At 40.4% G+C, this 18,926-nt stretch carries 17 protein-coding genes; 6 read left to right on the top strand and 11 right to left on the bottom strand.

Annotated features, from left to right (window positions below):
• Positions 1-68 precede the first annotated feature (68 nt).
• From ACOQO1_RS13350 to ACOQO1_RS13340, 3 genes are all read left to right on the top strand, one after another.
• Positions 69-491 (top strand): SufE family protein, encoded by a 423-nt coding sequence (locus ACOQO1_RS13350; protein ID WP_420603380.1) that lies wholly within the window; start codon positions 69-71, stop codon positions 489-491.
• 7 nt (positions 492-498) lie between these two features.
• A complete protein-coding gene (locus tag ACOQO1_RS13345; RefSeq protein WP_420603379.1) occupies positions 499-828 on the top strand; it encodes an SUF system Fe-S cluster assembly protein in 330 nt (109 codons plus the stop codon).
• Between the two features lie 80 nt (positions 829-908).
• Positions 909-1,415, top strand: coding sequence for a DUF2480 family protein (locus ACOQO1_RS13340; RefSeq protein WP_420603378.1), 507 nt, complete (start codon positions 909-911; stop codon positions 1,413-1,415).
• A gap of 54 nt (positions 1,416-1,469) precedes the next feature.
• Here the strand turns inward: ACOQO1_RS13340 and ACOQO1_RS13335 are convergent, their stop codons facing one another.
• Positions 1,470-3,008, bottom strand: a complete 1,539-nt coding sequence (locus ACOQO1_RS13335) for an IPT/TIG domain-containing protein (RefSeq protein WP_420603377.1) — start codon at positions 3,006-3,008, stop codon at positions 1,470-1,472.
• A 254-nt stretch (positions 3,009-3,262) separates the two neighbouring features.
• Positions 3,263-4,987 (bottom strand): Ig-like domain-containing protein, encoded by a 1,725-nt coding sequence (locus tag ACOQO1_RS13330; RefSeq protein ID WP_420603376.1) that lies wholly within the window; start codon positions 4,985-4,987, stop codon positions 3,263-3,265.
• A 667-nt stretch (positions 4,988-5,654) separates the two neighbouring features.
• Between ACOQO1_RS13330 and ACOQO1_RS13325 the strand changes: the two genes are divergently transcribed.
• On the top strand, positions 5,655-6,587 hold the full coding sequence (locus tag ACOQO1_RS13325; RefSeq protein WP_420603375.1) for a DUF3078 domain-containing protein: 933 nt from the start codon (positions 5,655-5,657) through the stop codon (positions 6,585-6,587).
• A gap of 268 nt (positions 6,588-6,855) precedes the next feature.
• Here ACOQO1_RS13325 and hflX read toward each other — a convergent pair whose 3' ends face one another.
• On the bottom strand, positions 6,856-8,067 hold the full coding sequence (gene hflX, locus ACOQO1_RS13320) for a GTPase HflX (protein ID WP_420603374.1): 1,212 nt from the start codon (positions 8,065-8,067) through the stop codon (positions 6,856-6,858).
• A 292-nt stretch (positions 8,068-8,359) separates the two neighbouring features.
• Here hflX and ACOQO1_RS13315 point away from each other — a divergent pair, with 292 nt between their 5' ends.
• Positions 8,360-9,307: an endonuclease/exonuclease/phosphatase family protein gene (locus tag ACOQO1_RS13315; RefSeq protein WP_420603373.1), complete on the top strand. Its 948-nt coding sequence runs from the start codon at positions 8,360-8,362 to the stop codon at positions 9,305-9,307.
• Positions 9,308-9,626: 319 nt separating this feature from the next.
• Positions 9,627-11,822, top strand: coding sequence for a S8 family serine peptidase (locus ACOQO1_RS13310; RefSeq protein ID WP_420603372.1), 2,196 nt, complete (start codon positions 9,627-9,629; stop codon positions 11,820-11,822).
• A gap of 93 nt (positions 11,823-11,915) precedes the next feature.
• On the opposite strand, the gene ACOQO1_RS13305 is transcribed toward ACOQO1_RS13310, so the two are convergent.
• From ACOQO1_RS13305 to ACOQO1_RS13270, 8 genes are all read right to left on the bottom strand, one after another.
• Positions 11,916-12,281: a glyoxalase/bleomycin resistance/extradiol dioxygenase family protein gene (locus ACOQO1_RS13305; RefSeq protein ID WP_420603371.1), complete on the bottom strand. Its 366-nt coding sequence runs from the start codon at positions 12,279-12,281 to the stop codon at positions 11,916-11,918.
• Positions 12,281-12,994, bottom strand: a complete 714-nt coding sequence (locus ACOQO1_RS13300; protein WP_420603370.1) for a 3'-5' exonuclease — start codon at positions 12,992-12,994, stop codon at positions 12,281-12,283. Before ACOQO1_RS13300 ends, ACOQO1_RS13305 begins: the two co-directional genes overlap by 1 nt.
• 9 nt (positions 12,995-13,003) lie before the next feature.
• Positions 13,004-13,474, bottom strand: coding sequence for a methylated-DNA--[protein]-cysteine S-methyltransferase (locus tag ACOQO1_RS13295; RefSeq protein ID WP_420603369.1), 471 nt, complete (start codon positions 13,472-13,474; stop codon positions 13,004-13,006).
• Complete coding sequence (locus tag ACOQO1_RS13290; protein WP_420603368.1) at positions 13,474-14,595, bottom strand: CNNM domain-containing protein; 1,122 nt, start codon at positions 14,593-14,595, stop codon at positions 13,474-13,476. Before ACOQO1_RS13290 ends, ACOQO1_RS13295 begins: the two co-directional genes overlap by 1 nt.
• A gap of 43 nt (positions 14,596-14,638) precedes the next feature.
• Entirely contained in the window at positions 14,639-15,937 is a 1,299-nt protein-coding gene (locus ACOQO1_RS13285; RefSeq protein WP_420603367.1) for a serine hydrolase domain-containing protein, read from the bottom strand.
• 578 nt (positions 15,938-16,515) lie between these two features.
• Positions 16,516-17,505 carry a porphobilinogen synthase gene (gene hemB, locus ACOQO1_RS13280; protein ID WP_420603366.1) on the bottom strand — a complete coding sequence of 330 codons (990 nt, stop codon included), beginning with the start codon at positions 17,503-17,505 and terminating at the stop codon, positions 16,516-16,518.
• Positions 17,506-17,517: 12 nt separating this feature from the next.
• Positions 17,518-18,126: a hypothetical protein gene (locus ACOQO1_RS13275; protein ID WP_420603365.1), complete on the bottom strand. Its 609-nt coding sequence runs from the start codon at positions 18,124-18,126 to the stop codon at positions 17,518-17,520.
• A 9-nt stretch (positions 18,127-18,135) separates the two neighbouring features.
• A complete protein-coding gene (locus ACOQO1_RS13270) occupies positions 18,136-18,924 on the bottom strand; it encodes a PhzF family phenazine biosynthesis protein (protein WP_420603364.1) in 789 nt (262 codons plus the stop codon).
• Positions 18,925-18,926: the final 2 nt, after the last annotated feature.

Below are 18,926 nucleotides of genomic sequence, written 5' to 3'. Positions count from 1 at the left end.
GAAGTTATCTTTCTCTTAAAGGTTTGATTAGCAAATGTCCGAATTGTACTTTTGAACAAAATGAATAAATGACCATAACAGAAATACAGGAAGAAATTGTAGACGAGTTTTCCATGTTTGATGACTGGATGCAGCGGTATGAGTATATGATCGAGCTTGGAAAATCCCTTCCGCTGATAGAGGAACAATACAAAACGGAAGACAATATTATAAAAGGGTGTCAAAGCAAGGTCTGGGTGCATGCTGAACTGGATGATGACAAATTGGTTTTTACGGCAGATAGCGATGCCATCATTACAAAGGGGATAATTGCTATTTTAATCCGTGCTTTCAGCAATCAAAAACCACAGGATATCATTGATGCCAATACAGATTTTATTGACGAGATCGGGTTAAAGGAACACTTGTCTCCCACCCGCGCAAATGGTTTGGTGAGCATGGTAAAGCAGTTGAAATTGTACGCTATTGCTTATCAGACACAGTTAAACTGAAATAATAATGAGCAAGGAAATAACAATAGATACACAAGAACTCGGAGAGAAAATTGTAAAGGTGCTCAAGACCATTTACGATCCTGAAATACCAGTGGACATTTACGAACTGGGATTGATTTACGATGTGTTTGTAAATGAAGATAATGATGTGAAGATTTTAATGACCTTGACATCTCCAAATTGTCCGGTGGCAGAGACTTTACCTGTTGAGGTAGAGGAAAAAGTGAAGTCTTTGGATGAATTGAAGGATGTTGAAGTAGAAATCACCTTTGATCCCCCTTGGACCCAAGAGCTGATGAGCGAAGAGGCAAAGCTTGAGTTGGGAATGTTGTAACCATGTCACACTGAGCTTGTAGAAGTGTTTAATAGAGTATGCTATTTTAATTGGATTCCTGCCTTCGCAGGAATGACAAGATGGAAAAAGAAATAATAAACAGAGTAGCCCAAAGTAAACTGGTAACCTTTGATCTTGAGGAACTATATCCAATAGGGAAAAGAGAATTACTGGATATAAAAGATTGGCTCTACGAAGGGATTATTTTAAGGGAAAAAGAATTCAGAAATGCTCTGGAAGAACATGACTGGTCTTCTTATAAAGATGCACATGTAGCCTTGACTTGTTCCACCGATGCCATTGTCCCGGGATGGGCCTTTATGTTGGTGACATCCAAACTGAATTCATACGCTAAAAAAGTAGTGATTGGCAGTTTGGAGGATTTGGAAGCTTCGCTTTATCAAACTGTTTTGGATAGTTTGGACTATTCTGAATTTAAAGATAAACCCGTCATCATAAAAGGATGTTCCAACAAACCTGTTCCTGAAAATGCCTATATCATGGCCATGACCAAAATGCAACAAGTGGCTAAAAGTGTAATGTACGGAGAGGCTTGTTCGGCTGTTCCGCTTTACAAGAGAAAATAAGAAAAGTAAATCCGCAATCAACAAATTGCGGATTTTATTTTTTGATCGGATGTACTATTTTACAAAAATGGAGAGAACAGCTGATTCTTCGGTTTCTTCCGTAAGTTCAAGTTCTAAAGGCACTCCATTTTTCCATACAGTGGCGTTAACAATCTCACCTTGGTATATACCACCTCCCACATAAATATCATTGCCATAAACATAAACTGAAGATGCGGCAGAATCTGACGTTCCTAAATTGGTAGGTTCGCCATTTTTCCAGACAACAGCTTGATCTAAACTCTCATCGTCTCCATAACATGTGCCGGCTACATAAACATCCTGTCCCATTACAAATATTGATTGTGCCTCAGCATCTTTAGAACCATCGGTTAGATCGGTAGATTGACCATTTATCCAAATTTTGGCAATGTCCATCCCGTTTTCATTTTCCTCATAACCGGCAACATAAACATCAGAACCAATTGCGTATACAGAGAGGGCTCTGCTATGGTTAATCTCATCGGTTAAATCTTCCTGAGTAGTGTTTGTCCATAATTTGGCAGTGCCATCTATGTTCTGTTCGCTCTCTTTATGACCTGCTGTATAAATATTCGTTTGGTTTACGAAGATTCCTGATGCTAAAGATCCGTCATTATCATTGTTAGATAGTGTTGCATAGGTGACTCCATTTTTCCAGATTGTGGCATTTGCAATGTCATCCTCATCAGTTTCACTACCAGCTATAAAAATTTCTTCATCAAAAACATAAATAGAATGTGCCACACCATAGTTGTTTTCATCGGATAGTGTGTATAAAGATTCTCCGTTTTTCCACACTTTAGCCGAGGGCAGGTTATTTTGGTTTGATTCAATTCCACTTACATAAATATTTGTGCCATACACAAATACAGATGTTGCAACGCTAAGCTTGGTACCATCAGTAAGGTTTGTTGGTTTGCCATTTTTCCATATCACAGATACTTCAATACCATTGATGACTTCGTAACCCACAGCAAAAACACTGGGTTTTATCAACAGCTCGCAGCTCGCTTGGAGATTACCCACCATTGCTTTGATGGTTGTTGAACCGGCCGATAAGGCCGTAATCATGCCGTTCTCGTCTATTGTTGCAATGTTTTCATCAGCGGAACTCCAAGTTATGGTGTCACCCTCATCAGCCCCGGAAACTATAGATAAAGTCTCTGAATCCAAGGTAAAAAGTTCAAGTTCGGTTTTGTTAAGTGTTATGGCCGTGGGCTCTGCCTCTGTAACTGTAAATGTCTTTGCCGAGGAATAGGTGTAGTCGTCTAAGGTGATGCTTATCCTTCCTGTTGTGGCGCCTTCGGGGATGGTGACCATAAGCTTTGTGGCCGTGGCACTGGTAACGGGCACAACCGTTGTGCCAATCTTTACGATATTGGCAGCTGCGGTGGCACTAAAGTTTTTTCCGTTTATGGTAACGGCGGTACCCACGGGCCCCTCCTCTGGGGTGAACCCTGTGATCTCTGGGTTCTCAGCTACGATTTTGGGGCTATCATCCTTGCCACAGGAAATCAATATTAGACTAAAAGAAAGAAGGGTGAAGAATGAAAAGTAGATATATTTTTTCATAACACATTGGTTTTTAGTGTTTAGAACTTTCAAGAAAGTGCAAAAAGTGTATGGCGGGTGCTGCCAATTGACGGATATGCAGTTTGGGTTGACGGATGGAGTTTTGATTTAATTGCAAGGGGCAAAAGATACCATCAAAATAGTAAAGCCCCTGCCTTATCATAAGAACAGGGGCCTTGACATTGTATAATCCTATAATTTTATTAATTGCCGACTCCTCAATAACGAGGGAGGAGCTTTTGTTGTCTAAAAACTTAATTTATAAAAATGGAATAGGCATGGGTATTATTACCATCACCATTGGTCAAGTCGGTGGGGATATCGTTTTTCCACATTTTGGCGACTTTTATACCATTGTTGTTAGCCTCATAACCAACCACGTAAACATCCTCTCCATATACTTGAATAGACTGTCCTTCTGCAGCATTACTTCCATTGGTTAGAGTATAAAGTCCTCCTCCATTTTTCCATACGGTTATACTTTCGTCTTCATTTTTAAGGGCATATATCTGCTCGTTTTTTACAACCAATGAGGTCACATAACCTTGATTCATGATATGCTGCAAATTACTGCCGTTCTTCCAAATTCTGGCTTCTCCATCAAAACTACCCCCTACATAAACATCTTCCCCATCTACATATACGGAGTATGCATATGCATCATTGATTCCATCTGAAAGTTTTTCTTCCGTACCATTTTTCCACACTTTGGCGACGCTTATATTGTTTTCAATTTCATATCCAGCTACATACACATCTTCCCCACTTACAAAAACAGATTCTGCATATGCGTCATTAGTTCCATCAGAGAGTGTGGTAGCTGCGCCATTTGTCCACAATATTGCCTCATATGTCCCATTATTACTTTCCCTGCTTCCTGCCATATATACGTTTTGCCCTTCCACATAAACTGAGTTTGGACGTGCTTTAGTGAACCCAAAAACAGTTAGCGGAGTGTTGTTCTCCCATAATTTGGCTTCGACACCATTATTGCCAGATCCAAAACCGGCAACATATATATTGGAATCACTTACAAAGACAGATCTTGCCTTAGCATTATCGGACAAAACCGAGGGTTGGCCATTCTTCCATAATATAGCTGTAAATATGTTATTAGTGCTAGACTCTCCCACAACATAGAAATTTGGGTTTACGGTAAGGACACTGGTAGCGGATTCATTGTCCACTGTTGCGGTGATGTTGGCTTCACCAGGAGCTATGGCCACAATGTTCCCCTCTTGATCCACGGTGGCAACACCCTCGTTGTCACTGCTCCATACCGCTGGACTTGTACTTTCCACAGCGGCCTCTAGAACTGATATTTCAAGGACTGCAGTATCATCAGTAAACAGCTCCAGTTCCGTCTTATCCAGCTCCAGTTTGGTCACAGGGCCGTCCACTACATTTATCGTACACTCAGCAGTTCCGCCTCCTGCAGCTGCCGTGACCTTGGCTGTACCGACCTTCAAGGGGGTCACCACACCGTTCTGGTCCACAATGGCCACGGTCTCGTCGTCACTGGCCCAGGTCAAGGTGTTGCCCTCTAGATCAGAGGTCACCGAAAGGGTCTCCATATAGGTATCGTAGGGGTAAAGTGTTGTTTCGTTCTTGTTGAGCACAATACTAAGGGGTTGTACTATCTCAGTAACAGTAAATGTCTTTGCCGAGGAATAGGTATAATCGTCTACGGTTACGCTTATCCTTCCTGTTGTGGCGCCTTCGGGGACTTTGACCACAAGTTTTGTGGCCGTGGCGCTGGTGACTGTTGCCACAGTTGTACCGATCTTTACGGTATTGGCAGCAGCGGTGGTACTAAAGTTTTTTCCGTTGATGGTGACGGCGGTGCCCACGGGCCCCTCTTCTGGGGTAAACCCGGTGATCTCTGGGTTTTCAACCACGGTTTTGGGGCTATCGTCCTTGCCGCAACTCAGCAGGGTTAGGCCTAGGGCCAGGAAACAAAAGTAGATGTACTTTTTCATGATAATGATTTTTTAAAAGATTAAGGAGTCCAAGAAAGCGTAAAAAGCGCACGGAGAGTGCTGCCAATTGACGGATGCGCGGTTTGGGTTGATGGATGGGGTTTTAGCTAGCTGTTACCAGTTGTAAGTTGATAGTTAATGGTGGTGATGGATGATGGGTCAAAGGGGAAGGGCGAAAGGTTAAAGAGGTATGGGAAAGTGCGAAGTATGTGGTTGGATACTTCGATTGTTGGGATTTGGGAAAGGAGGCAATGTAAAAGGTATTGTCCCCTTGAGGGGACTTTAGGGGTGTTTAGTGAGAACGGAGTTTAGTTGGGGGTTAGCCGACACGAATTGCACTAATTTCACAAATCTTTGTTGATGGTGGATGAAAAATAAAATGTGAAGGGTGGAAGTTTAAAGAGGTCAGAGAAAAGTGCGGGGTTGGATTCTTCAATTGTTGGAGTTTGGGATTTGGAATTTTCAGGCGATGATGAGTTAGTGAAAAAGTAAGCTAATGAAGTAGTTACCGGATGTTCGTTTTCTGATTTCAGAAGTCCAACATCTGAATGCGAAGGCCCAAAACTTATTGCTTGTTTTCCTGTTGTTGCAATGGTAAAAAATAGAACGTGGAATTTTCAGTGTGACATTTCTTAATTTTGCGTTTCTAAACACAAAACTCCATACTATGAAAAAACTACTTTATGCTAGTGCTGCATTTTTTTTGCTGGTAACTGCACATGCACAAACAGAAGAGGAACTAAAGGCCCAGATTGCCCCTAAAAAAGATTCCATTGCCGCCATTCAGGGTCGTGTTGATGCGCTACAGGCCCAATTGGACGCCCTTCCTGGGTGGAAGGTAGGTGCTTTTGGAACCATTGGCGGAAGCCTTTCAAACTTTAACAATTGGTTCTCTCAAGGGATTCCCAATAATAATTCTGGAACCATTGGATTCACAGTGAATGCATTTGCCAATCAACAAGAAGAAAAATTCTTTTGGAGGAATGCCATGAACATCAATTTAAATTGGGTGAAATTGGATGATAAGGACGACCCCAATGACGATGACGGTTTTAGAGAGTCAACAGATGTGTTCAATATTTCCTCACTTTATGGATACAAATTGAGCGACAAGTTTGCCATCTCTACTCTTGGGGAATACCGAACTACCATCTTGAGCAACTTTAACGATCCTGGATATTTGGACGTGGGTATCGGGGGTACTTGGACCCCTATAACTGACTTAGTAGTGGTGATTCACCCACTCAATTATAATTTTGTTTTTAGCGATGAGGATACCATTTTTAATTCGTCTTTGGGAGCAAAAATTGTAGCTGACTATACCAAACAAATAGGTGCTATAAGTTTTAAAAGTAATCTGTCCATGTTCCAGAGTTACGAAAGTGGGGATTTGAGCAATTGGACTTGGACCAATTCTTTTGCCTATACCTTATGGAAAGTAATTGGTGTTGGGTTTGATTTTGGATTACGGAACAACAAGCAAGAAACACTCAATTATATAGTGAACAATGCCCCAACGCCGGATCCCACTGCTACATTTGACACCATTGATAATGAACTACAAACGTATTGGACACTTGGGTTGAGCTATTCGTTCTAAACAAGCTTTTCCAATAACCAAAAAAGCCCTCCAATTGGAGGGCTTTTTTGTGGGGTTAATACGATTTGTAGGTGTTGTTCAAAACCAAGATATAAGTAGGTTAAGTTTATAGAAGACTCGGTTGTAACAGTAACACTTAAAAACAGTATGAAAGTAGTTTTTCTGTTGTTAGAGCCTAAATTTTTGTTGTGAACTATTAAAAAAATGTGGTGGAAAATGTTAACGATTGTATTTCGTCGGGAAACTAAAACACATGGTCTAAAGCCCTTTAATATTGATCAAGGTGTTCAGGGTACAAAAAGTTATTGTAGGGGAATCTGGTAACATGAATATCGCGTACTTCATCGTAGACCCGTTTTCTAAAATCGTCCAGATTCTCTTTGTTCAAGGCCGAGATGAAAAGTGCACGGTCACCAATTTTGTTATACCAGGTTTTTTTCCATTCTTCTAATGTAAAGTGAGCTTGGGTCCGTTCCGTTACCAAATCATCCTCTTCAATAATCTCGGCTTTATATTGATCGATCTTGTTAAAGACCATAATGGTCTTTTTATCGGCGCTTTTAATTTCATCCAAGATTTTGTTCACCGAGGCAATGTGTTCCTCAAAATTGGGATGCGAAATATCCACCACATGAAGCAGCAGGTCCGCTTCGCGAACTTCGTCCAAAGTACTTTTAAAACTCTCTACCAATTGTGTGGGCAATTTTCGGATAAAACCAACCGTGTCGCTCAACAAAAAAGGAAGGTTGCCAATCACCACTTTCCGTACGGTGGTATCCAAGGTGGCAAAAAGCTTGTTCTCCGCAAAGACATCACTCTTGCTGATCACATTCATCAAGGTCGATTTACCAACATTGGTATATCCTACCAAAGCAACCCGCACCAAAGCCCCACGGTTTCCACGTTGAGTTTCCATTTGTCGGTCAATTTTGGTGAGCTTCTTTTTTAAAAGAGCAATCCTATCTCGAACAATCCGCCTATCCGTTTCAATTTCCGTTTCACCCGGTCCACGCATTCCAATACCCCCACGTTGTCGCTCCAAGTGTGTCCAAAGACCTGTTAATCGAGGTAAAAGGTATTCGTATTGTGCTAGTTCTACCTGTGTACGGGCATAACTGGTTTTGGCACGTTGCGCAAAAATGTCAAGAATCAAACTGGTTCTGTCCAGTATTTTGCAGCGAAGCATTTTTTCAATGTTGTTCTGCTGCGCAGGCGAAAGTTCATCGTCAAAAATAACGGAGCCTATCTCGTTCTCCTTTACATATTTCTGAACCTCTTCCATTTTACCGCTTCCAATATAGGTTTTGGGATTGGGTACATCCATACGCTGTGTAAAACGGTTGGTAACTTCACCTCCTGCCGTATAGGTAAGAAATTCCAATTCGTCTAAATATTCCTTGACCTTATGCTCGTTTTGCTCTTTGTTGATTACACCAATGAGCACTGCCTTTTCATAATTTGTAACTTTCTTCTCTAGCATCGAACCGAAATAATAAGAGTTTTATGCATCCAACTTTACATTGAGGCGATTCATCAAAAACTTCATGAACTTTTGTGATGGCCTAAATGTTGAAAACAAAACGCTGTTATTTAGATTCCCGCTTTCACTTCAACTTAGCTCAGTGAGCACGCGGGAATGACATTTATATGGAAACTCGCAGCTCGCTGCGAGAAACACTTTTTTATTAAAGTGCAAATCTAAACAATGTTTACGAAGCTGTTTTTGTACTTTGGGGTTTATATTTATAAGGATAACCGTAAACCTCCTCACATTGAAGCATCTGGAAAACCAATATACCGTAGCTTTCTATAATCTTGAGAATTTTTTTGACACCAAGAATGATCCACACACTTTGGATGATGATTTTACTCCCGAAGGGAGAAAGGCCTGGAACGAACGTAAATTTGGAAAGAAGGTAAAGAAAATGGCCAAGGCCATCTCGCAGATAGGGGTGGAGGATAGTGATACTTTACCTGTTCTTATCGGAATCGCTGAAGTGGAGAACAAAAATGTCATCAATGCTTTGTTGGGGGCAAAGGCATTGCGGGAAGAGGCATATGACTATGTCCATTTTGATTCACCTGATGAGCGCGGAATTGATACAGCTCTTATTTATCACCAGCAACATTTTAAAGTCTTAAACTCGGAGACCATCCCTTTGCTGATTGACAACGGTAATGGAGATAGAGACTATACAAGGGATATTCTTTATGTACATGGACAATTGCACCAAGAGGAAATACATGTTTTTGTAAACCATTGGCCATCCCGAAGGGATGGGGCCGATGAAACCGAATATAAAAGAATAAAAGCAGCAGAGACCATCATTGAAAAATTGAACACCATTGAAGGCGGAAACCTAAACTGTATCATAATGGGTGATTTTAACGATGACCCCAATTCAGCAAGCATTCAAAAATTGATGGAAACAGGGTTGTTTATAAATCCCATGCAAAAACTGTTGTCGCCCAATTCAGGAAGTGCCAATTACAAGGGTGAGTGGAGTTTGTTTGACCAGATTTTGGTTTCCCATAGCTTTCTGAATTATGAAAATGGCACTCATAGTTTTAAAAAGGCAGAAGTGTTTTCGCCTCAATTTTTGAAGGAATGGAAAGGTAGGTACAGAGGCAATCCGTTTAGAACTTTTGTTGGGAAAAAGTACCTGGGAGGGTACAGTGATCACTTCCCGGTCTATGTGATTTTAAAGGAGAATAAATAATTGTGGGTGTTGGTTAAAAGGTGAAAGGTTTGACACGAATTTCACAAATTGATATTAATGTCATACTGAGCCTGTCGAAGTGCTTTTGGAAGGTGTGTTATCATATGTGTTTTCCTCTCAATCGAGTTCTATCTGACATTGGGAATTCATATTATTGTAGATTTATTAAAGAAAGAAAAATACTACACAACATAAAAATACAGTTTCACAACAGCTCGTCGTCGAAAGCGGTGTAATTCATCGAAATAAAAGGGTTTTTTATCGACAAATTTTGATTCATTGATATTTTTGTAGTCCAAATCTTACTTAATCATAAATCATGGATTGCAGAGAACCTACTTGGGCAACAGGAATTTTTTCGTCCTTACTATTTTCTTTTTTAAGCATATATTCGGCTTTTGCACAATCCGAAGTTCAAAAGAAATCCATACAATCCACATACGATCAGAGTAAGATAGCTTCTTTAATTTCTGAACTTAAATTGGAGCATGAATCCAAAGGGGCCAAAATTAAAAGTATGCTTGCTTCCAAAAATTGGAAGCATTCCGAAAAACAAAAAGATGGAACCATTGTGGAATTGCAAGACATTGGACCTGATGGCACTCCTCTTTTTTATACTACGCTTAACGACCCTACCAGGCAAACCTCAAGAGCACATACGTTGTACACCGATGGGCTTTTGGATCTGGGGTTGGATGGAAAAGGAATGCAGGTTGGTGTTTGGGATGCAGGAGTTGCCTTGACCACACATCAAGAATTTGATTCAAGGGCGAAAAATGGTGATAATACAGATAAAATAGGACAACATGCTACTTTGGTCACTGGAAATCTTATCTCGTCCGGCGTAAAAGCCAATGCAAAAGGAGTTGCTTATGGTGCTGAGGCAATAACCCATAATTGGACCCGTGATAAAATTGAGGTAGCCGAAGCAGCTGCAAACGGATTGTTATTGAGCAATCATTCCTACGGAATAAAATCGGACCGCGTACCAGATTGGTATTTTGGTTCCTACATACGAGTTTCCCAAGATTGGGACAAAATCATGTACAATGCCCCTTATTATTTAATGGTGACCGCGGCTGGTAATGCCCAAAGATCATTTGATAACGATACGCCCAACTTTGGTAAAACAGCGGATGGTTTTGACTTGCTGTTGGGATTTTCGTTATCAAAAAATGGGCTTACCATTGCGGGAGCCAATACCAAAATTGGAAATAAGGGGGAATTACAGGAGGCACAAGTTGCAAGCTACAGCAGTTTGGGCCCTGTTGACGACGGAAGGATAAAACCCGATTTGGCAGGAGATGGTTCCTCCATATTTTCCACAAGTTCCCAAACCAACACAAGCTATGATTCCTCTGCTGGAACGTCCATGGCGGCCCCAGGTGTTACGGGGTCCCTTTTGTTGTTGCAGCAATATCACAACGAACTTTATGGAATTTATATGAAAGCGGCCACCTTAAAGGGGTTGGCCTTGCACACTGCAGATGATGTTGATGCAAACGGACCCGATTATAAAATGGGATGGGGTGTAATGAATGCCAAAACTGCTGCGGAGTTGTTACAAAACAAAGGGTATAGTACTATGGTACAAGAGGAAAGTCTTGCAGAGGGGGATACATTTTCCGTTACCGTTGATGCCGATGGACTAGGGAGTCTAATGGCGTCTATTTCTTGGACCGACCCAGAGGGTGAATATATCAATAGAGGAGAATTGAACAGTATCACTCCGGCATTGATCAACGATTTGGATATCAGGATTACCAAAGATGGAGAAACGTTTCTTCCATGGAAATTGAACCCTGCCAAAGCAGCTTCGGCAGCAACCAAGGGAGATAATTCAGTAGATCCATACGAACGCATTGAGATTGCCAGTGCCAAGGGAACCTACACCATAACGGTTACACATAAAGGAGGGTTGAAAAATGGGCTTCAAGATTTTTCATTGTTGGTTTCTGGGGCGAAAGTTACTGGTTGTACCGCTGAAGCACCTTCTGGATTTGAATTGCTTTCGGCAGATGAAACTAAGGCTACGGTTTCTTGGTCAGAGGCTGCTGATACACTTTTTGAAATTCAATATAAAGAAGTGAACAGTACCGAGTGGAAGAATGAATTAATCTGGGAGAATAAATTTGAAATGACCAACTTGACCATTGGAGCTACCTATCAGGCAAGGATAAGAACTATTTGTACGGAGAATGTTGCGTCTGACTTTTCAGAGGAAATTCAGTTTGTATTTAAAGGAGTGGGAACCGAAATTTTTACATACGAGACTTTTTCAGCGAGTGAGGAATTGCAAATTTCAGTATATCCTAATCCAGCAACAGAATGGCTCACTTTGGATGCAAAACTTTCAACAGATGCAGCGTATTCCATTATAACCACATCCGGGAATACCATTAAAAGTGGAGAAGCAACGGCTTCCATCAATGTGTCAAGCTTGGCATCAGGTTTATATGTTTTGGTAGTGCAGGATTATGCGGGAATAAAAAGCACCAAATTTTATAAAAATTAGAAATGGTCTTTATAAAAAACCATAAATCAGAAGGCGTTGTCTCAACAAAGTTGAGGACACGAAGTTTTTCAGCTAAACTTTTATGGTTACTGCCTAAGCATCTTCTACAATAAAAATGGCATTGTTGTTTAGGTCGTAGAATCCAAATTCATGAGTGCGCCACGGCGTATTCAGCCTTAGTTTGTCTTTGGCTACTGTGCCTCGTTGTACAAATTCATTGAAAATTGGTTCAATGTTTTTCACAAAGATTTTTATCACCGAACCTCCCAACAATGGATCATCTTTTGTATCGGCATGCCACTGAAGATGGATAAACAAGTTATCCCTTTTGAGGCAAGCATACATTTTATCGTTTGAATATACCTCAAAGCCTGTATACTTTGAATGCCAGTCCACATCTCTGTCAATATCTTGCGAGGGGAGTACGGGAGTGATTCCCAGTAGTGCGGTTTTGTCCATTATATTTTTATTATTTCTTTTTCCAATAGTAGATCCTCGTTTCGCAAACGCAAGAAAACCTGTGCCGTGGTGACAACATCCAATTCGCAATAGGAAACAATTCGCTCCAAATCGTTTTCTTCATAGAAAACATCTTTTACCATACTGCCATCCATATCTTCTTTTGGAGAGGGAATTCCTAAAATATGGGCTAACAGTTTTAAGGAAGTATAGTGTTTGTAATCGCCAAATTTCCATAATTCCATGGTATCCAAATGGGGAACCTCCCAGGGTTTTTTCCCGAAAAGGTCTAATTTATAGGGAAGGTTCATACCATTTATCACCATTCGTCTCGCGATATAGGGAAAATCAAATTCTTTCCCATTATGGGCACACAACAGATGCTTTGCCTGGCTAAAATGCTCTTTGAGCAATTGTTTGAACTGTTTCAATAACTGCTGCTCCCCACCTGAAAAAGAAGTGACCCTAAAATTTCGAATATCCCCTTTAAAGGTAAAATAACCCACCGAAATGCAGATAATCTTCCCAAATTCTGCCCAAATTCCAGCTCGCTCGTAAAAATCCTCTGCAGTGATTTCATCTTTGCGTTGGTATTGGGATTTTTGTTCCCAAAGCATTTGGGTGTTTTCATCTAAATCCGAAAAATTTTGTTTTTGGGGCACAGTTTCAATATCCAAAAAGAGGATATGTTCCAGGTTAAGTTTATAAAGCATGGTCAAATATTAAAAGAGAGCCATCTGTTTTGCTGGACTCTCGTGTTCCAAAAGCCATTTTTTGCGATGAAGTCCTCCAGCATAACCAACAAGGTCTCCATTGCTTCCAATAACCCTGTGACAGGGCACTATAATCCAAAGGGGGTTTTTACCATTGGCTGAGGCTACTGCACGAATGGCTTTGGGGTCTCCCAATTTTTTGGAAAGCTCAAGATACGAAACTGTTTTGCCAAAGGGAATTTCTTGTAGTAATTTCCATACATTTTTTTGAAAATCAGTTCCTGAAGGATTCAATTTTAGGTCAAAATTCTCGCGTTTCCCTTCAAAATATTCCTGAAATTGATAAACAGCATCTTCTAAAGCCTCAGGAATTATACCAATAGGTTTTTCTTGGTCCAAAACTCGTACTGCGGACAGCCCATTTTCATCACCTTCAAATTCAGCTAAACCTATAGGTGTTTGTAAATAAGCTAGTTCCACTATTTCATATCATTTTTAACTTCAATAATTCCAATACGCTTGGCTCGGGTTTCCCAGTTCTTTCTGGCTAGCTTTTGAAGGTCTTCAACATTGTCGCTTTCATCCATGATCTCCAATCCGAGCAGAGTTTCGATAACATCTTCCATGGTTACTAGGCCACTTACCGAACCATATTCATCCACAACCAGGGAAACATGCTCCCGCTCGGCCACAAATTTTTCAAAAAGCTCAGGAATGGGTTTGTTTCGGTTGGTGACCAAAATTTCCCTTTTTATGGTGTTTAGGGTTTCTTTTCCTTTTTTGTTGATGATGGCCTCCAATAACTCGTCCTTGAGAAAAAATCCTGTGATGTTGTCCATGCTATTTTTATATAGCGGAATCCTTGAGAACCGGAGCGGTCTGTTTGCCTCAAAGAATTCTTGTATGGTTGTGTCTTCCGATGCAGTTTTCATTACTGTTCTTGGCGTCATGACATCCTTGGCCAAGATTTCGTCAAACTTTAAAAGATTTTTAATGACTTTGGATTCCGATTCTTGAAAAACCCCTTCTTCATGAGCGATTTCCGTCATAGCGGTAAAATCTTCTCTGCTCAATACACTTCCATGATGCCCCTTTTTACCTATGAGCTTGGTAAATAATTGTAATATCCAGAGCAATGCGGTCCATTTCAGGATAAATACCATCAGCTTTAGGGCCTTGGCCGTAAAGTTGGCCAACTGTTTCCAATACGTGGCCCCTATGGTTTTCGGAATGATTTCTGAAGCAACCAAAATTAGAATGGTCATTATGGTAGAAACCACACCCACCATTAAATCTTCTGTAAACTCAATTCCAAACAAACTCCGGGTCGTTGTTCCATAAATATCCGCATAAGCGACCTTTGCCTGCACACCGACCAAAATGGCACCAACAGTATGAGCAATGGTATTTAGGGTGAGAATAGCGATTAGGGGTTTGTCCACATCTTTTTTTAAGCCCTCGAGCAAAGTTGCATATTCCTTGCCCTCCTGTTTTTTAACATTGATAAATGTTGGGGTAATGCTCAACAGAACGGCTTCCAAAATGGAGCAGAGAAATGAAAAGAAAATGGAAATGAATGCGTAAAAAAGGAGTAAGCCCATGTGTTTTATCTAGTTGTACTAAGGTAATGATTACGGACGAATTCTACTCTTGCGAATTGACCAAGGCGTGATAAAAAACTTGATGCAATGCTGCGCGTATATTCAATTCGTAGAGCTTTCGGTGATCTCTTGACGGATATACCCTGTTGGATAGGAAAATAAATACCAATTGGTTTTCCGGGTCTGCCCATGCAAAAGTGCCAGTAAAACCAGCATGTCCAAAGCTTGTTTTGCTTGCCAAAGGTGCTGGATAAGCATCTTTTAATGTAAGCGTGTCATTTCCAATCAATGGTTTATCAAAACCCAGCCCTCTTCGATTTTCATTTTGAGGATATTGGATAGTGGTAAATTCTTTGACCGTTTCAGCTGAGATGATCTGCTTGTCATCCACTTCACCATAGTTTTGATAGAACAGCATGATTTTGGCCATATCTTCAGCTGTAGCAAACAGGCCAGCATTTCCAGAAACCCCTCCCAAAAGCGAGGCATTTTCGTCGTGCACCCATCCTTGTACCAATGTTTTTCTGAACAAAGTATCTTGTTCTGCTGGAACAATTTTATTTGGAAAATTCTTTTTTGAAGGGTTAAACCCTAAGGTTTTACACCCTATAGGGTTGTAGATGGTTTCTTTTAGATAGGTTTCGTAATCGGTTCCGGTCAATTGAGCGATCAATTCGGGAAAAATGAGGAATGTAAGCCCCGAGTATCTGTATTTTTTTTCTGGAGATACCTCTGAGCGGTTGATAATGCGATACATTTTTCGCTGAAAGTGATTTTTCACATAAAGGCCATCGTAAGCCTGTCTCTTAAATCTTTTATTTGGCTTTTTCCTGATGAATCTCTTTTTGATTTTCCCATTTTTCATCACTTTTTCCAAAAAAATAATATAGGGGACCAAACCAGCTTGATGGCTCAGAATCTGTCGTAACGTGAGGTCTTTTTTGCCCTTTCTTTTGGCCCATGGTTTCCAATAGGTGCTAAAAGGAGCATCCAAATCCAGCTTTTTTTCATCCACAAGTTTCATGAGCGCTGGTAATGGACCTGTAATCTTTGTTACAGAGGCCAGATCATAGATATCATCCAAACCAACAGGTTGAACACTGTCGTAAGTATGATACCCATATGCCTTATGAAAAATGACCTTGTTGTCTTTGGCAACCAATACCTGTGCTCCTGGAAATGCTTGCTCTTGGATGCCCAAAGTCATTATGGAATCAACCTGATTATTGAGGTAGACTTTATCAATTTCCATTTTTAAGGGAATGGGAGGTTCCGAACTAGATTGCGCAAGAGTAGAATGCACAATACAAAAGAGCAATAGAAATTGGATCGACCTTTTCATTTAACTTAGATGGTTGTATATGACAATTAAACGACTACTTGTTTGAATTTTGAGCATGTTTATAGACTAATAAATTACTATTTGGAATTTACTTTTCTTTCAAATTTTTAATCAAAATAAATTTTATAAAATTTAAAAGAAGTAATGCTGGTAAATAAATGAAAAATCCAATTACTAGATAAGTATAGGTAGTTCCGACTATTAGTCCATCGTACTTTAAGTCAATCCAAGACCATATCCAAGAGAGCAATATTAAAAGAAGCCCTATAATACCTTGGTGTTTAAGAGACTTGTTAATCGTATTGACTAGTTTGATGAATCTAAAAGATTTAAACAATCCGTTTTTATATGAGATACTTGCAATGGGGATTCCTAAGAATAAAACAACGAAAAGGGCCACAAGTTCTATATTGTCTACAATCATTTTTTAATCACATAATATTACCGTCATGTAAATACAAAAGGGTAAGCCAAGACCCACACAAAATGAAACTCCTAAAGATTTTTCAACTCCTCCTTCGACAAGCTCAGGATGACATTACTCGAGGTGACATTTTGAACAATAGTATTTTATAAAGTTAACCTAAAACCCGAATAAAATCCTTGGCAAAATAACTGGCAATGATATTGGCCCCAGCTCTTTTAATGGCAACCAATTGCTCTAGCATCACACGATCATGATCAAGCCATCCTTTTTCAGCGGCAGCTTTGAGCATGGCATATTCGCCTGAAACTTGGTAAACGGCCACAGGAACATCGACTTCGTTTTTGATTTCTCGAACAATATCCAAATAGGCCAGACCAGGTTTTACCATTACAATATCGGCGCCTTCGTCGATGTCCATTTGAGTTTCTCGAATGGCCTCAAAACGGTTGGCAAAGTCCATCTGGTAGGTTTTTTTGTCCTTGGGCACATTGGCTATGTCCACAGGAGCGGAATCCAATGCATCTCTGAAAGGACCGTAAAAAGCACTGGCATATTTGGCAGAGTAACTCATGATTCCGGTATTTTGGAAGCCTTCATCTTCCAATGCTTCGCGAATGGTCAAAATGCGTCCGTCCATCATATCGCTTGGGGCTACAAAATCAGCTCCAGCTTGGGCATGGGAAACACTCATTTCGGCCAAGATTTCTGAAGTTTCATCGTTTAGAATTTGCCCTTCGGCAACAATACCATCATGTCCGTAAGAGGAAAAAGGGTCAAGCGCAACATCGGTCATGACTAACATCTCGGGACAGGCATTTTTCACGGTTTTAATGGCTCGCTGCATCAATCCATCTGGATTCAATGCCTCGGTTCCTTTGTTGTCTTTGAGGTTGTCTGGAACCTTCACAAAAAGTAAAACGGCACAAAGGCCCATTTGCCAAAGTTCTTTCGTTTCTTTTTCAAGATTGTCCAGACTCAAACGATAGTAATTGGGCATGGATGGAATTTCTTCTTTGATGCCCTTACCCTCAACCACAAAAAGTGGAACCAAAAAATCATCAGGGGTGACGATGGTTTCACGAACCAATCGTCTTATGGATTCGGATGAGCGGAGTCTTCTATTTCGTATTAATGGAAACATTTGAAAGGAGATTTAAAGCCAATTTTTAATAATATGTTCTACTTCTTCGTAAGGTTTATGTCCAAACCAGTGCTCAAGAATTGTATGTTCATTATCAAAAAGCACAAAGGTGGGTGTCCCTCGAAATTGATTCAATGTAAAAGTAACGGGGATTATAGGATTCGTGTTCAGATAATCCCTGATTTTATGGTCAAATTGTTCGCGTTCTATTGCTGAAGCCTGATCATAATTTGCAAAACGACTCCCAATGTAGGTGATATTTTCTTGTGTGATGAATGTTTTATCCCTCAAAACATCCATTGCAATGGGAAAATCAATATCAGAAAGTTGGAGCTCGTCAGGATGTGCATCAAAAGCCTTTTTAGTTTCGCCAACAAGCTTTTTTTCATCCAATAACAGTTTAGTGTTTTCCAAAGTGTTGAATTGAAAATCTTCAAAAGCGGTAGACAACCCCAGAAAATTGATTTGCTCGCTGTACTTGTTAAACAAAGTATTTACTGAAGGGAAACCATAGAAAAAACATCCGGGGCAATTCACCTGAAAAGTGAACAACAAGTTTCGCTTTCCGGCGGAAAATTCGCCTTGTAAAAGGGATGAGTATTCTAATCGCAGCTTTTTCATTTCTCTAGATCAGATTTCTATTTCCCCAATGAGGTAGGGCATGGCCTTTCCGGAAATTTTGACCCGCTCGCCTAAAAACTCACAAATCAAATCCCCACCGCGTTGCGAAAGTTGCTTGGCCGTCATTTTGGTTTTCCCCAAAGCACTGGCCCAATATGGCGCTAAGGTTGTATGTGCGGAACCGGTTACTGGATCTTCGGGAATGCCACATTGCGGAGCAAAAAATCGAGAAACAAAATCAACTTTTTCTCCGGGGGCAGATACAATGACCCCTCTACAATCCAATTGATCTAGTAAATGGAAATTGGGGGTTATCGCCTCAATTTCTTCTTGAGAATTATAAATCAGCAGATAGTCCGTTTTTCCTTTGATGGTTTTTATGGGAGTAAGCCCAATGGCATTATCAATTTCTGCAATGTTTCGAATGGCGATGGTTTCATCTGTTGGAAAGTCCAAAGTCAGTAGTCCATCAGACGATTTATCCACTGTAAGCTCACCACTTCGAGGCGAATGGAATTTGATTGTGTTTTCGGAAACATTGTAATAGCTGAAAAGTACATAGGCAGTTGCCAAGGTGGCATGACCGCATAAATCCACTTCAACCTCCGGAGTGAACCAACGAAGTTCATAACCCTCAGCATTTTTTACGGCAAAAGCTGTTTCAGCGAGATTGTTTTCTTGTGCAATTTTTTGCATGACATCTGAATCGAGCCAATTTTCCAAAATACAAACTGCGGCCGGATTACCTCCAAACACATGGTCTGTAAAAGCATCTATTTGATATATTTTTTGTTTCATTT

Source organism: Flagellimonas sp. (genome assembly GCF_965222555.1).
GTDB lineage: Bacteria > Bacteroidota > Bacteroidia > Flavobacteriales > Flavobacteriaceae > Flagellimonas.
This window is presented reverse-complemented; position numbering and strand designations above follow the sequence as displayed.